The sequence below is a fragment of the Sphaerisporangium rubeum genome (genome assembly GCF_014207705.1).
Classification (GTDB): Bacteria; Actinomycetota; Actinomycetes; order Streptosporangiales; family Streptosporangiaceae; genus Sphaerisporangium; species Sphaerisporangium rubeum.
Genome location: NZ_JACHIU010000001.1, coordinates 3599949 through 3613325, shown reverse-complemented (window position 1 = coordinate 3613325; position 13377 = coordinate 3599949). Strand labels below are relative to the sequence as shown.

Here is a 13377-nt window from a genome sequence, read left to right as displayed (position 1 = left end):
AATCATCATCGTCCAGCCCTTCTCGTCGAACCTCGAACGTTCACCGGCTGAACCGCCGGGCCGAGGCCGGTGGCGGGGGTGGGGAGGGCTTCGGTCAGTTCGCCGTCGGGCCAGCGGAGGTGGATGCCAGGGGTACTTGTCAGTTCGCCGCAGACCGCGCTTGCCGCCGGGGTCTCCGGGAGGCCGGGGTGGGATGGGGGGGCTGTGGTGAGCATGGCGAAGCCGGGGAAGCAGGTGAGCCAGTCGGCCATGGTGGTGTTCGGGGGGTGGGGGATCTTGGCGACGTCGAGGACGGCGCCGCAGGCGGAGGCTTCGGCGAGCATTCCCAGAGTGCCTGCGACGCCGGCCATGGAGACGTCTTTGGCGGCGGCGGGCTGGGCTTCGGCCACGGCGTTCAGCATCGCCTGGAGTTCTGGGGTGGTGCGGGTTGTCGTGGAGTCCCATTGGCGGCCGGTGTAGCCGGGACGCCAACCGCCGGAGAGGTCGGCGGTGAGGGTGACGTGGTGGCCGGGGTGGCCGCCGCCGCCGGGGACGGGGTTGGCGGTGCGGCCCAGTGCGGTCACGGCGAGGGCCGCGGGGACGCCTAGTTGGGTGTGGCCGCCGAGGATGGGGACGTCGTACGCTTCGGCGGCGCGGCGGAGGCCGGTCAGGACGCGGGTGGCGGCGGTGGTGTCCTTGGCGGCGACGGCGTCGAGGATGCCTACGGGGGTGGCACCCATGGCGGACAGGTCGTTGAGGTTGACGAGGACCGAGCACCAGCCGGCCCATTCGGGGTCGCGTTCCACCATGGCGGGGAGGATGGCGTCGCAGGCGGCGACGAGGTCGCTGCCGGGGACAGGGGCGGCGTCGTCGCCGACGAAGCCGGGGCCGCCGGGGGCCAGACCGGCGAGGAGCGGGCCGAGGGGGTGTTTGGTGGCGGCGACGAGTGCGGCGATGCGGCCGACGGGGTGACGCATGAGGACGTGGGGACGGCCGGCGACGGTGACGGGACGGATGGTCCGCCAGCCGAGGCGCGCGAAGAGGCGTTCGGCGCGGGCCTGCACGGTGGCTTCGAAGCGGAGTGCTCCTGCGGCTTCGGCGCGTGCGCAGGCGGCGCGGATCAGTGCGGGGCCGACACCGGCGCCGCCGCGGTCGGTGGGACGGACGATGAGCCGGCCGCCGTGCCACCAGCCGATGTCGGGGCCGTCGGCGGCCGGGCCGAGCCGCACGCCGCCGATCACGATGCCGGTGCGGTCCCTGGCGACGAGGACCACGGTGCGGGGGTCGTCGTCCCTGTCGTCGAGGTCGTGGCCGGGGAACAGGCCTTGTTCGTCGACGAACACCTCGCGGCGCAGCCTCCGGTAGGCGGCGGTCCCGGCCGCGTCCGCCTCCTCGATCATGAAGTACGGCGGCGCGCCGCCGAGGAGCACGTCGCAGACGGGTCCGCGGGAGGCGTCGGGGAGGCCGGAGAGCAGTGCGAACAGGTCGGCGTCAGGGTGCATGGTCAGCCCTCCACAGGGGGTGGGGCCGTGCAGGCGTCGGGGTGCATGGTCAGCCGCCTGCGGCAGGTAGGGCCGAGCAGGCGCCGCAGGCGGCGCAACCGGCCTGCTGGTCGGCCCCGGTCATGCCGGCTTCGCCGAGGAGGGCCGCGACGCGTACGGTGATGTCCCGCATCGTGGCGGGGTCGGGGGGGACGGCGCCGGCGCGGGTGGCGAGGGAGCCTTTCAACGGACGGAAGGGGACGACGAAGGGGTAGACGCCGCGGTCGATCAGGCGTGCGGCGCCTGCGACAAGTTCGTCGGGATCCTCACCCAGGCCCACCAGCAGGTAGGTGGAGACGCGGTTGCGGCCGAAGACGCGGACCGCTTCGTCCCAGGCCTCCTCGTAGACGGTCAGGGGAACGGTCGCCTTGCCGGGGGTCCAGGCGCGGCGGACGTCCTCGTCCAAGGACTCGGCGTGGATGCCGATGGCGGTGGCGCCGGACTCGTGGAGGACGGTGAGCCACGCCAGGTCGGCGGGGGGTTCGCACTGGACCTGGATCGGCAGGCCGGGGACGGCGCGCAGGACGGCGCGGACGGCGCGGGACAGGACGCGTGCGCCGCGGTCGGGGCCGGTGGTGGTGCCGGTGGTCATGACCATCTGCCGTACGCCGTCGAGCCGGACCGCGGCCTCGGCGACCTCGGCGAGCTGCTCGGGGGTCTTGGCGGCCACGGTCGCACCGGCCCGCAGGGACTCCTCCACCGTGCAGAACCGGCAGCGGTCGGCCTCGCCGTACCGGATGCAGGTCTGCACCACGGTGGTGGCGAGCACACCGGAGCCGTGCAGTTTGGCGATCTTTTCGTACGGCACTCCGTCCGCGGTGGCCAGGTCGTAGAAACGGGGCCTGGCCACCGGCGTGACGGGGACGCCGAGGTCGGTGTCGCCGAGCCACAGGCTGCCGTCGCGGACGACGTACGGGCTCGCCGGGTCGATGGGGATCGCGGCTTGCGCGCCGCCGAACAGCAGATGGCCGTCGTCGCTCGGGCCCGCGCCGCCGGAGCGGCGCACCGGCGCGTCCACCCGGACACCCCTGATGGCCACGTCGACCCTGGTACCGACACTCACGCGTGACCTCCTAGAACATGTAGGTCGAGTTGATGATCGCGCCTTTGCGGCCGTAGTGGATCAAGGCGTCCTGGACGTCGAGCGGGTGGGTCGGGATGACGCCTTCGATGAGGTCCTCCTCGCGCGCGCCGTGGAGCGACAGGCCGAAGCGGCAGCAGTAGACCTTGCCGCCTTCCTCGATGAACGTCTTCAGCGAGTTGTTGATGTTGTGCTCGCCGGGGAACGCGGAGTTGCCGGTGGTGGGGAAACCGCGGGTGGCGAGGCAGTTGAGGGAGCCGGGGCCGTAGAAGTAGATGGCCGACTCGAAGCCTTTGCGCAGCGCGCGGGTGGCCTGGAGGATCGCGACGAAGCTGACCGACGACTCGTGCGCGATGCCGTGCACCAGCGTGAAGTAGCTCTCGCCGTTCTCGGCCTGGTAGTCGGGGAACACCTTGGTGCCGCCGTACAGGCTGGAGCCCTCGGGCAGCGACGGGTGCGGGATCTCGGTGAGGCTCTGCTTCTCCAGGTCGGTCAGTTCCGGCATGGTGCGGTGCTCCTTGAGTGTGTCTTTCCGGGGGGACCCCGGCGGGGTGGTCGGATCAGGCGTAGAGCTTTTCGAAGGTGTCGCGGAAGATGAGGCGTGCGAGTTCGCCGTCGCCGACGGCGGCGCCGAGGCGGGCCCGTTCCCCGGTGTAGTCGCCCCACGGTTCGTCGCTGGCGAACAGCACCCGGTCGTGGCCGGCGCCGCGGCGGTCGATCTCGGCGGCGAGCCAGCGGGGGGTGAAGCCGATGGCCCACGACAGGTCGGTGTAGACGCGCTTGCCGGCGTCGATCCAGTCGAAGAACCGCGACCCGGCGAGCTTGATGTGGCCGCTCATGCCGCCGCCGAAGTGCACCAGGTGGACGGCGACGTCGCCGGCGTACCAGTCGACGAGGTGGCCGACCTCGTCGATGTCGGACGCGGCGCCTGGCGAGGTGTGCACGTGGACGACCAGGTCGTGTTCGCGCGCGGCGGCGAAGATGCGGTCCAGCAGGGGCCGGCACGCCGGGTCGGTGGGCCGTCCGCCGAGCAGGAAGCTGAGCTTGAGGGCCCGCACGCCGCGTTCCCCGGCGAGTCGCAGTGCCTCCTCGGTACGGCCGGCGTCCTGCGGCCGCGGGGACACCCACAGGCCGCAGCGGACGCGGTCGTCGGCCGCGGCGGCCTCGAGGACCAGTTCGTTGAAGCCGAACGCCACGTCGGGGTCGGGGACGCCGTAGTTGGGGAGCACGAGAGCGCGTTCTGTGCCTTCGGCGTACAGGTCGGCCATGAGGTGCGCGACGGTGGCGCGCGCGGTGACGTCCGGCTTGACCGGGGGGCCGCCGTAGAAGGGGTAGGCGGGGAGTACGCCGAGGTGGCGGTGCGCGTCGAAGACCATGGTCACGTCCCCAGCAGTTCGGGGTGGACGAAGTAGGAGTGGCCGTTCGCGGCGGTGGCCGGCTGCGGTGAGCCGATGTGCCTGGCGAGGTGCTCGGCGTCGGCGGCGACACCGGAGAAACGGCCCGAGCCCCAGGTGTGCAGCCACGGCAGGCCGAGGAAGTACAGGCCGGGTGCGCGGGTGACGCCGCGGTGGTGGACGGGGTAGCCGGTGCCGTCGAACACCGGGACCCTGATCCAGCGGTAGTCGCGCCGGAAGCCGGTGGACCAGACGACGGCGGCGATCCGCCCGGCGTCCAGGTGCTCGGGGGGGTTCTCCGGCCGCCACACCGGGACGTACCGGGGTTCGGTGCGGGCCTGGATGCCGTGTTCGGCGATGAACGCGTCGATGGAGTCCTTGACGCCGTCGTTCACGGCGTCGGCGTGGTCGAGGTCGCGTTCCAGGTCGCCGCCGAACAGGAATCTTCCGTCCCGCACGCCGGTGAGCCTGCCGTACAGCCGCATGCCGTCGCGTGCGAAGGCGCGCAGGTCGATGTCCCTGCCGCCGTCCCTGCCGGTGACGTAGTGGTTGGCGCGGGCCCTGATCGCGTCGTGGTCGGGGAACGATTCGATGGGCCGTTCGTAGTAGCCCATGAGGTCGAGCCAGGCCACGATGTCCCTGCCGCGGTAGAACCGGGAGATGCGGGGGGCCGAGCCGACGGCCAGGTGGACGCGCCGGCCCGCCAGGTGCAGGTCCTCGGCGATCTGGCAGCCGGACTGGCCGGAGCCGACGACCAGCACCTCCCCCGGCGGCAGCGCGCCGGGGTCGCGGTAGGCGCCGGAGTGGAGCTGGGTGACGTGCGGCGGGACGCGTTCGGCGACGCGGGGGATCACGGGTTCCTGGTACGGCCCGGTCGCCACGACGACCTGGCCGGCGGTGAACGTGCCGTGGGTGGTCTCGACCTCGAAACCGGTGCCGGACGCGGTGAGGCGGGTCGCGGTGACGCCTTCCAGCACCGGGGGGCCGAACGACGCGGCGTAGTCCTCCAGGTAGCGGACGATCTCGTCACGGCGCATGAAGCCGTCGGGGTCGGCGCCGCCGTAGGAGTAGCCGGGGAGGCGGCACTGCCAGTTGGGGGTGACCAGACAGAAGGTGTCCCATCTGCGGGAACGCCACTCGTGGCCGACCTTGTGCCGTTCCAGCACGACGTGGTCGACGCCGCGCCTGGTGAGGCAGTGGCTCATGGACAGGCCCGCCTGGCCGGCGCCGATCACCACGACCGCGTGGCGGCGGACGCTCATCTCGGAGGGCCGGGGGTGCGGACGATGGGGGTGCCTGGCATGCGAGCCTCCGTGGGAGTGAGCCGCGCCGCCGTTCTTTCAGCGTGTCCCCATTCGAGGTGGCCGCCGTTGCCGGACGGTTTCCCTCGGAACAAGAACCCGTTACTCCGTCCTCACACTGCGTATCCGTCGCCGTTGTGGGATGAATCGGGTGGTTTCCGGCTGGCGGGGTGGGTACGGCGATCTCTGGCAGGACCGGCTAGCCGAAGGGGTCACATCCATGGCCGACCGTGAACGCGTCGTCATCGTCGGCGGGGGGTTCGCCGGCTTCACCGCCGCGCGCAAACTGTCCCGTATGGCCAGGGGTGCGATCGAGATCGTGCTCGTCAATCCGACCGACTACTTCCTCTACCTGCCGCTGCTTCCCGAGGTCGCCGCCGGCATCCTCGACCCGCGCAAGGTCACCGTGCCGCTTGCGGGTCACTGTCCCGGCGCGCGGCACCTGCTGGCGAACGTCGACTCGGTGGACGTCAAGGAACGGCGGGTGCACTGCACCGACGCCGAGCGGGGTCGTCGTGAGCTGCGGTACGACCGGCTGATCGTGGCGGTCGGCAGCGTCAACAAGCTGCTGCCGGTGCCGGGGGTGGTCGAGCACGCGCACGGGTTCCGCAGTGTGGCCGAGGCGCTTTACCTGCGTGACCACATGATCCGGCAGATCGAGCTCGCCGAGTCGTCCGACGATCCGGCCGAACGTCAGGCGCGGTGCACGTTCGTCGTGGTCGGCGCCGGTTACACCGGTACCGAGGTCGCCGCGCAGGGGCAGCTCATGACCCGCGACATCCTGCGGCGCCGTCCGGGGCTGCGCGGCCTCGAGGCGCGGTGGCTGCTGGTCGACATCGCGCCGCGCGTGCTTCCTGAGCTGGACGAACGGCTGTCGCGCGCCGCGCACGACACGCTGGCCGGCCGAGGTGTCGAGATCCGCACCGGCACCAGCGTCGCCGAGGCCACCCACGACGGGGTCAAGCTGTCCGACGGCGAGTTCGTGCCGTCGCGTTCCCTGGTGTGGTGCGTCGGCGTGCGGCCCGACCCCCTGGTCGAGTCCCTGGGCCTGCCGACCGAACGCGGCCGGCTGTGCACCGACGAGTACCTGACCGTCCCCGGCCACCCCGAGATCTTCGCCTGCGGCGACGCCGCCGCCGTCCCCGACCTCACCCGTCCCGGCGAGTTCACCGCCATGACCGCACAACACGCCACCCGCCAGGGCACCCGCGCGGCCCTCAACCTCGCCGCGACGTACGACCAGGCCGAACGCCGTCCGTACAAACACAGCGACCTCGGCTTCGTCGTGGACCTGGCCGGCGCCAAAGCCGCCGCCAACCCCCTCGGCATCCCCCTGTCCGGCCTCCCCGCCAAGGCCGTCACCCGCGGCTACCACCTGCTGTCCCTCCCCGGCGGCCGAGCCCGCGTCGCAGGCAACTGGCTCCTCGACGCCGTGCTCCCCCGCCAGACCGTCCAACTCGACCTGGTCCGCGGCTCCGCCGTCCCCCTGGACAGTGAGACCCCCGAGCATCCGCACGGGACGGCCGCGACCTGAGCTCAGATGTCGACCGAGCCGCCGCTGCGCCAGTAGACGTTGTCCTCGCGGTCCAGGAGACCCTCGTCCACCAGGTAGCGGCGGAGTGCGGCGTAGTCGTCGTGGAAGGCGCGCAGGGCTACGTTGACGTCTTTTTCCGAGTAGCGGACGCCGGGGTCGAAGAGCCGGGCTATGTGGTCGAGGATGACCAGGCGTTTGTCCCGGCGGGTGGGGATGGCTCGGAGGCGGCCTTCCACCAGGAACGTCTGGATGACGCGGTCCTCGGGGGACGTGGCGGGGGTGGGGTCCGGTTTGGTGGCGTGGAGGAGTTCACGGAAGCGGTCGCGGCGGGGGTGCCAGGTGGAGCCCTCGGGGGTGGCGAGGCCGCCGCGTTCCAGGCGGTCCAGGGCTCGGCGCGTGGCTTCGGGGTCCAGGCCGGCGTCCTCGGGACGGCCGGTCAGGACCAGGGCGGACAGGACGCGCAGGGTGTCCTCCTGGTAGAGCAGGCCTAAGACGCGTCTGGTGTCTTCCTCGGACAACGCTCCCCCTGCGGCGTGCTCATTCACCGGTCGCGCGGCGCGCGGTCGCCGACGCGGTCTCGTACTCTTCTTCGGTCACCGGGCCGTGCCAGTGGGTGGCGCCACTGGCGGTGACGGCCAGATGGACGAAGGTAGCGTCGGGAGCCGCGCCGTGCCAGTGTTTTTCTCCCGGTTCGACGTGGACCCAGTCGCCGGGGCCGACGGCGACGCCTTCCGGCTCGCCTTCGCGTGCGATGACGCCGCGGCCGTGCAGGACGTACAGGGCCTGCTCGCCGTCGTGGACGTGCCAGCCGGAACGCGAGCCGGGGACGTAGGAGAACCGCTGCGCGCGCAGGCCGTTCTCGTGGATCGCCTCCAGGAATCTCGTCTCGTGGACGCCTTCGGTGAACCGCGGCGCGGCGGCCGGGACGGCCTTGGCGTCGTCCTCGCTCGCGAACCTCATGGTGCCCCCTGTCGAGCCGGTGCCGCGGGATGTGCGGCTCCCCCAGTATCCCGTGCCGGGTCGAGGTGTCCGGAGTGCGGTGCTCCGGTATGCCGGCCGGGCCGAGGTGTCCGGAACGGGATCGGGGTGCCTCTTGATTACGGTCCGCGGATGGTGAATATTTTCATGACAGGGTCGTGTGGTGAAAGGAACCCTCACGAGGAGCGGAGACGACGTGGACATCAGCGGCGCCGCCTACGCCGAGCGGGTGCAGGCGCTCACGCGGGAGGTCGCCGGGAGCCAGGCCGGCGCGGTGCGTGCGGCGGCGGAGTCGCTGCTGAGGTGCCTGCGTGCCGGTGGGGTGGTGCAGGCGTTCGGGTCGGGACATTCCGAGGCGATCGCGATGGAGATCGCGGGCCGGGCCGGAGGGCTGGTGCCGTCGAACCGCCTGGCGCTGCGTGATCTGGTGCTGTACGGCGGGGAGCCGGTGTCGGTGCTCGGGCCGGAGCTGGAACGTGATCCGTCGGTGGCGCGGCGGGTGTTCGAGCTGGCGCCGGTGGGGCCGCACGACACCTTCGTGATCATTTCGAGCTCGGGGGTCAACGGCTCGGTCGTGGAGCTGGCGTCCATCGTCAAGGAGCGCGGCCATCCGCTGGTGGCGCTGACCTCGGTGCGGCACAGCAACGAGATGACCTCGCGGCACCCCTCGGGCCTGAAGCTGCTCGACCTCGCCGACGTGGTGCTGGACAACGGCGCGCCGTACGGCGACGCGGTGCTGCCGCTCCCCGGCGGCGGCGCGACCGGCGCGGTGTCGACGATCACGTCGGCGCTGCTGGCGCAGATGGTGGTGGCCGAGGTGGTCGCCGCGCTGCTGGCCGCCGGGGAGACGCCGCCGGTGTACCGCTCGTCCAACGTCGCCGACGGCGACGAGCACAACCGCGCGCTGGAGGCCCGGTACGCCGGTCGTATCCGCCGCGGCGGGTGACCCTTTCGCGTCACGCCTTACCCCCAGGAGGCCCCATGACGGACACCACGTTCTCCCGGCGCGAACTGCTGCGCGCCGCGGCGCTCGCCGGGCTGCTCGCGCCGGTCGCGTCGTGCGCCACCCCGGCGGGTCCCGCTCCGTCGCCGGCGCCGTCGGCGGGGGCCACGTCGCGGGACAACCCGCTCGGCATCCCCGAGGACCGGCCGTTCGAGGTGGTCATCTTCGACGGCGGGTTCGGGGACGCGTACGCGCGGCAGGTGCACCAGCCGTTGTTCGCGGGGAAGCACCCGGGGGTGCGGATCAAGCACACGGCCACCAAGGAGATCGCCAAGACGCTCCAGCCGAGGTTCGCCGGGGGTGACCCGCCGGAGTTCGTGAACAACTCCGGGGCCGGGGCCATGGACTTCGGCGCGCTGGCGCAGGACGGCCAGCTGCAGGACCTCGGGCCGCTGCTGGACGCGCCGAGCTGGGACGACCCGGCGGTTCCGGTGCGGGACACGATCCTGCCGTCGGCCGTGGAGGTCGGCACCTATGACGGCAAGTTCTGTGTGCTCAACTACGCGAGCACGGTGTGGGGCATCTGGTACTCCACGAAGCTGTTCAAGGAGAACGGCTGGGAGGTGCCGGAGACGTGGGACGCGTTCACCGCGCTCTGCCAGACGATCAAGGACTCGGGGAAGGCGGCGCCGTTCACGTACGCCGGGAAGCATCCGTTCTACATCTACGAGACCATCCTCACGCTGGCCGCCAAGATCGGAGGCGCCGAGGTCCTGCGGAACCTCGACAACCTGGCGGACGGCGCGTGGAAGGCCGGGCCGGTGGTGACGGCGGCCGGCGCGTTCGCCGACCTCGGCGCGCGGTTCCTGATGCGCGGCACGAGCGGCCTGGACCACATCCAGACGCAGACGGCGCACAACAAGTACCAGGTGGCGATGCTGCCGTGCGGGTCGTGGCTGGAGAACGAGCAGAAGGACACCACGCCGCCGGACTTCGGGTACGCCATGTTCCCGCTGCCGTCGTTCACCTCGTCCGACGCGCTGCCGTACGGCACGCTGCACTCGCGGCCCGGCGAGGAGTACTTCGTGGCGGCACGGTCGGCCAACCCGCTCGCTGGGGTGGAGTACATGCGGGCCATGCTCTCCAAGCAGGGCTCGGGCCGCTTCACCGAGATGGTCAGCACCCTGACGGTCGTGAAGGGCGCGGCGGAGGGCCGCACGCTCACACCGGGCCTGACCAGCGCGGCGGCGGCGCTGAAGACGGCCGGGCCGAACGTCACGTACTTCCGGTTCCGGCAGTGGTACCAGGAACTGCACGACGAGGTGGCCGCGGCGACCGGTCAGCTCATGGCGGGCCGGTTGAAGCCCGCCGAGTGGGCCGACCGGTTGCAGCGCAAGGCCGACGCCGTCAAAGCCGACTCCTCGGTGAAGAAGTTCACCCGCTGAGAGGGGGACGCGATGCGGTTCCGGCCGGCGGCGAGGCCCGCCGCGTTCGCCAGAGCGCGGTTCGTCATCGGTTTCCTCGCGCTGCCGCTGCTGCTGTACGGCGTGTACGTGATCTCGCCGTACGCGCAGGCGTTCTCGATCGCGCTGACCGACTGGCGGGGGGTGAGCGCCGAGCCGAGGTTCGTGGGGCTGGACAACTTCCGGCGGCTGTCCGGCGACGGGGTGTTCTGGACGGCGGTGCGGCACAACGCGCTGCTGCTGGTCCTGCTGCCGGTGCTCACCGTCGTGGTGGCCTTGTTCTTCGCGTTCCTGCTGAACGACGGCGGCCCCGGGTCCGGCGGCGTGCGGGGAGCACGGTTCTACCGGGTGGTGTTCTTCTTCCCGCAGGTGCTGGCGGTCGCGATCGTGGCGGTGCTGTTCCAGCAGGTGTTCCGGCCGGACGCCGCCGGCATGCTGAACGCGCCGCTGATGGCGCTCGGCCTGGAACCGGTGGGGTTCCTGGCCGACCCGGGGGTGGCGCTGTGGTCGATCCTCGGGGTGCTGGTGTGGCAGGCCGTCGGGTTCTACGTGGTGCTGTTCTCGGCCGGCATGGCGTCGGTGCCGCGTGAGCTGTACGAGGCGGCGCGGATCGACGGCGCGGGACGGCGGCAGGTGTTCTTCCGGGTGACGCTGCCGCTGCTGCGGGACACCGTTCAAGTCGGCTGGATCTATCTCGGCATCGCCGCGCTGGACGTGTTCGCGATCGTATGGGTGATGACGGCCGAGCACGGGGGCCCCGACCATTCCACGACGGTGATGGCGGCCGAGATCTACCGCAACGCGTTCCAGTACTTCAAGTTCGGTTACGCCTCGGCGATAGGGGTGGTGCTGTTCTTCTTCACCGTCGGTTTCGCGGCGCTGGCCCTGCGGCTGTCGCGGCGCGAGCGGATCGAGTACTGATTGACGTCCTCCCCCGCCTGAAGGCGGGGGATTCCAACGGCAGCTACCTCACGAGGAGGAGGTTGCGTTGAGGTTCGCGGTTCACAGGCTCAGCCAACGCTGGGCCTCCCCGCGCAGACACCGCATGCCCTGCGGCGTGCCGGATGTTCCTGGCCGCGTTGACATCGGCGTTGGCGGCGTATCCGCAGGATCGGCAGGCGAAGACGGCTTGACTCTCGCGCGACTTGGCATCGACGATTCCGCACGCCGAGCACCGCTGGCTCGTGTACGCGGGGTTGACCTTCATCAGGCGGCCGGGAGCCTTGTGCTCCAGCCGTTCAACAAGCCGGCCCCATCCGGCGGCGAGAATGCCCCGGTTGAGTCCGGCCTTCTGCCGGACGTTCTTGCCTGGAGTTTCGACGGTGCCCTTCGCCGACCGGGTCAGGTTCTTGACCTTGAGGTCTTCAACAGCGATGACGTCGAACCGGCGGGCCAGGCTGGTGCTGGTCTGCTCCACCCATTCCCGGCGCCGGTCGCCTTCGCGTGCCTTGAGCTTGGCGATGGCCAGTTTCACCCGGCCACGCCGGTTCGATCCACGTCTGGCCCGTGCCAGCTTCCGCTGGAGTCGAAGCAGCCGCGTCTTCTCGGTGTCCCGCAGCGCCGGCGTGTTGAGGAGTTCCCCGGTGGACAAGGCGGCGCTGACCGCGACGCCACGGTCCACGCCGACGACCTGGCCGGTGCCCGGCGCGGGGACCGGATCGGGGATCACCGCGAAGGCAACATGCCAGCGGCCCGCGGGGTCGCAGGTCACCCGGAACGACTTCGCGTCCTCGGGGACGGGCCGCGACCACCGGAAGCGAACCCATCCCACCTTGGGGATCTTCACCTCGCCGACGTTACGGGACAGCCGGCGCACGTCACCGGATCTGACCGCGACGATCCGGAACCCCTCGCCCTGGCCGCGCTTTCGCCATGTCGGGCGCTTGTGGGTCTTGCCGAAGAAATTGGCCAAGGCCTGGTGGAAGTCCTTGAGCGCCTGCTGCTGGACCATCACCGATCCGGCCGCGAGCCATGGGTTCGCCTGGCGCGCCTGGGTGAGCTGGCGGCACTGCTCGGCGAACCCCGGCGCGCTTTTCCGGCCCGGTTTCCAGTGCGCGTGCTGCTCAACGGCGAGGTTCCACACGAACCGGGCATGCCCGCAATGCTCCAGCAACGCTGCCTCTTGGGCGGGCGACGGCTGAAGGCGGTAGCGGGACATGCCGATCAACCTACCGACCCTCACCGACAAAACCGGGAGATCAGAGCGTCCGACCGTTCCGACTTTCCTCCCCGCCCTGACGGGCCGGGCCTCCAGCCTGTAGGTAGTTGGTGACCACGCACACCGCTCGCTCGCTGCGCCGGGCCCGGCTCGGGCCGCTCTCGGTGTTGTCGCATGTGGCGCTGGTGGTGTGGACGCTGCTGGTGGCGGTGCCGATCGTGTGGACGTTCCTGGCGTCGGTCAAGAGCGAGGACGAGATCTTCGGGTCGGCGTGGTCGCTGCCGGCGACCGTGCGCCTGGACAACTGGGTCCGCGCGTGGGACCAGGCGCACGTGGGCCGGTACATGCTGAACAGCGTCGTCGTGGTGGCGTTCGGGACGGCCGGCACCATGCTGCTCGGGTCGATGGCGGCGTACGTGCTGGCGCGGTACCGCTTCCGGGGGTCGCGGGCCGTCTACCTGCTGTTCGTGTCGGGCCTGGCGTTCCCGGTGTACCTGGCGCTCACGCCGCTGTTCTTCGTGGTGCGCAACACCGGGACGCTGCCGGTGGTGGGGCCGTTCATCGGGCTCGACACCCACGGCGGCCTCGTGCTGGTGTACGTCGCGTACTCGCTGCCGTTCACGGTGTTCTTCCTGACGGCGTTCTTCCGCACGCTTCCCGGCGCGGTCGCGGAGGCGGCGTTCGTGGACGGCGCCTCGCACGCGCGGGTGTTCTTCCAGATCATGCTGCCGATGGCCAGGCCCGGCGTGGTCAGCATCACGATCTTCAACGTGCTCGGCCAGTGGAACCAGTACCAGATCCCGCTGGTGCTGCTCAGCGGCCAGGCCAAGGACAAATGGGTGCTCACGCAAGGCATCGCCGACATCTCGACGGCCGCCGGGTACGACGCCGACTGGGCCGCGCTGTTCGCCGCGCTCGGCATGGCGATCCTGCCGATGCTCGCCGTCTACACCGTGTTCCAGCGGCAGATCCAGGCCGGTCTCACCGCCGGCGCGCTGAAGTAGG

General features: G+C 71.2%; 13 protein-coding genes. 5 read left to right on the top strand and 8 right to left on the bottom strand.

Going from position 1 to position 13377, the window contains the following annotated elements; translation table 11 throughout:
• Nucleotides 1-5 precede the first annotated feature (5 nt).
• The 5 genes from BJ992_RS15605 to BJ992_RS15585 are packed head-to-tail and all read right to left on the bottom strand — an operon-like array spanning nucleotide 6 to nucleotide 5257.
• Nucleotides 6-1481 carry an MSMEG_0567/sll0787 family protein gene (locus BJ992_RS15605; protein ID WP_184981637.1) on the bottom strand — a complete coding sequence of 492 codons (1476 nt, stop codon included), beginning with the start codon at nucleotides 1479-1481 and terminating at the stop codon, nucleotides 6-8.
• Between the two features lie 49 nt (nucleotides 1482-1530).
• Entirely contained in the window at nucleotides 1531-2583 is a 1053-nt protein-coding gene (locus BJ992_RS15600) for an MSMEG_0568 family radical SAM protein (RefSeq protein WP_184981635.1), read from the bottom strand.
• 10 nt (nucleotides 2584-2593) lie between these two features.
• The gene (locus BJ992_RS15595) at nucleotides 2594-3106 is read right to left on the bottom strand and encodes an MSMEG_0572/Sll0783 family nitrogen starvation response protein (RefSeq protein ID WP_184981633.1); all 513 of its coding nucleotides are present in this window, start codon (nucleotides 3104-3106) and stop codon (nucleotides 2594-2596) included.
• 55 nt (nucleotides 3107-3161) lie between these two features.
• Nucleotides 3162-3977, bottom strand: coding sequence for an amidohydrolase family protein (locus BJ992_RS15590; protein WP_184988180.1), 816 nt, complete (start codon nucleotides 3975-3977; stop codon nucleotides 3162-3164).
• A gap of 2 nt (nucleotides 3978-3979) precedes the next feature.
• The gene (locus BJ992_RS15585; protein ID WP_184981631.1) at nucleotides 3980-5257 is read right to left on the bottom strand and encodes an MSMEG_0569 family flavin-dependent oxidoreductase; all 1278 of its coding nucleotides are present in this window, start codon (nucleotides 5255-5257) and stop codon (nucleotides 3980-3982) included.
• A gap of 259 nt (nucleotides 5258-5516) precedes the next feature.
• On the opposite strand from BJ992_RS15585, the gene BJ992_RS15580 reads away from it, so the two are divergent.
• Nucleotides 5517-6830 carry an NAD(P)/FAD-dependent oxidoreductase gene (locus BJ992_RS15580; protein ID WP_184981629.1) on the top strand — a complete coding sequence of 438 codons (1314 nt, stop codon included), beginning with the start codon at nucleotides 5517-5519 and terminating at the stop codon, nucleotides 6828-6830.
• Nucleotides 6831-6832: 2 nt separating this feature from the next.
• On the opposite strand, the gene BJ992_RS15575 is transcribed toward BJ992_RS15580, so the two are convergent.
• Complete coding sequence (locus tag BJ992_RS15575) at nucleotides 6833-7348, bottom strand: DUF2087 domain-containing protein (RefSeq protein WP_184981627.1); 516 nt, start codon at nucleotides 7346-7348, stop codon at nucleotides 6833-6835.
• 19 nt (nucleotides 7349-7367) lie between these two features.
• Nucleotides 7368-7790, bottom strand: a complete 423-nt coding sequence (locus tag BJ992_RS15570) for a cupin domain-containing protein (RefSeq protein WP_184981625.1) — start codon at nucleotides 7788-7790, stop codon at nucleotides 7368-7370.
• A gap of 214 nt (nucleotides 7791-8004) precedes the next feature.
• On the opposite strand from BJ992_RS15570, the gene BJ992_RS15565 reads away from it, so the two are divergent.
• From BJ992_RS15565 to BJ992_RS15555, 3 genes are read left to right on the top strand one after another with little or no spacing between them, the layout of a single operon-like run.
• Complete coding sequence (locus BJ992_RS15565; protein ID WP_184981623.1) at nucleotides 8005-8754, top strand: sugar isomerase domain-containing protein; 750 nt, start codon at nucleotides 8005-8007, stop codon at nucleotides 8752-8754.
• 35 nt (nucleotides 8755-8789) lie between these two features.
• Nucleotides 8790-10196 carry an N-acetylglucosamine/diacetylchitobiose ABC transporter substrate-binding protein gene (gene ngcE / locus BJ992_RS15560; protein WP_184981621.1) on the top strand — a complete coding sequence of 469 codons (1407 nt, stop codon included), beginning with the start codon at nucleotides 8790-8792 and terminating at the stop codon, nucleotides 10194-10196.
• A 12-nt stretch (nucleotides 10197-10208) separates the two neighbouring features.
• Nucleotides 10209-11135: a carbohydrate ABC transporter permease gene (locus BJ992_RS15555; RefSeq protein ID WP_184981619.1), complete on the top strand. Its 927-nt coding sequence runs from the start codon at nucleotides 10209-10211 to the stop codon at nucleotides 11133-11135.
• 43 nt (nucleotides 11136-11178) lie between these two features.
• On the opposite strand, the gene BJ992_RS15550 is transcribed toward BJ992_RS15555, so the two are convergent.
• On the bottom strand, nucleotides 11179-12372 hold the full coding sequence (locus tag BJ992_RS15550; RefSeq protein WP_184981617.1) for an RNA-guided endonuclease InsQ/TnpB family protein: 1194 nt from the start codon (nucleotides 12370-12372) through the stop codon (nucleotides 11179-11181).
• Between the two features lie 110 nt (nucleotides 12373-12482).
• Here BJ992_RS15550 and BJ992_RS15545 point away from each other — a divergent pair, with 110 nt between their 5' ends.
• The gene (locus tag BJ992_RS15545) at nucleotides 12483-13376 is read left to right on the top strand and encodes a carbohydrate ABC transporter permease (RefSeq protein WP_343072679.1); all 894 of its coding nucleotides are present in this window, start codon (nucleotides 12483-12485) and stop codon (nucleotides 13374-13376) included.
• The last annotated feature ends 1 nt before the right edge of the window (nucleotide 13377 follow it).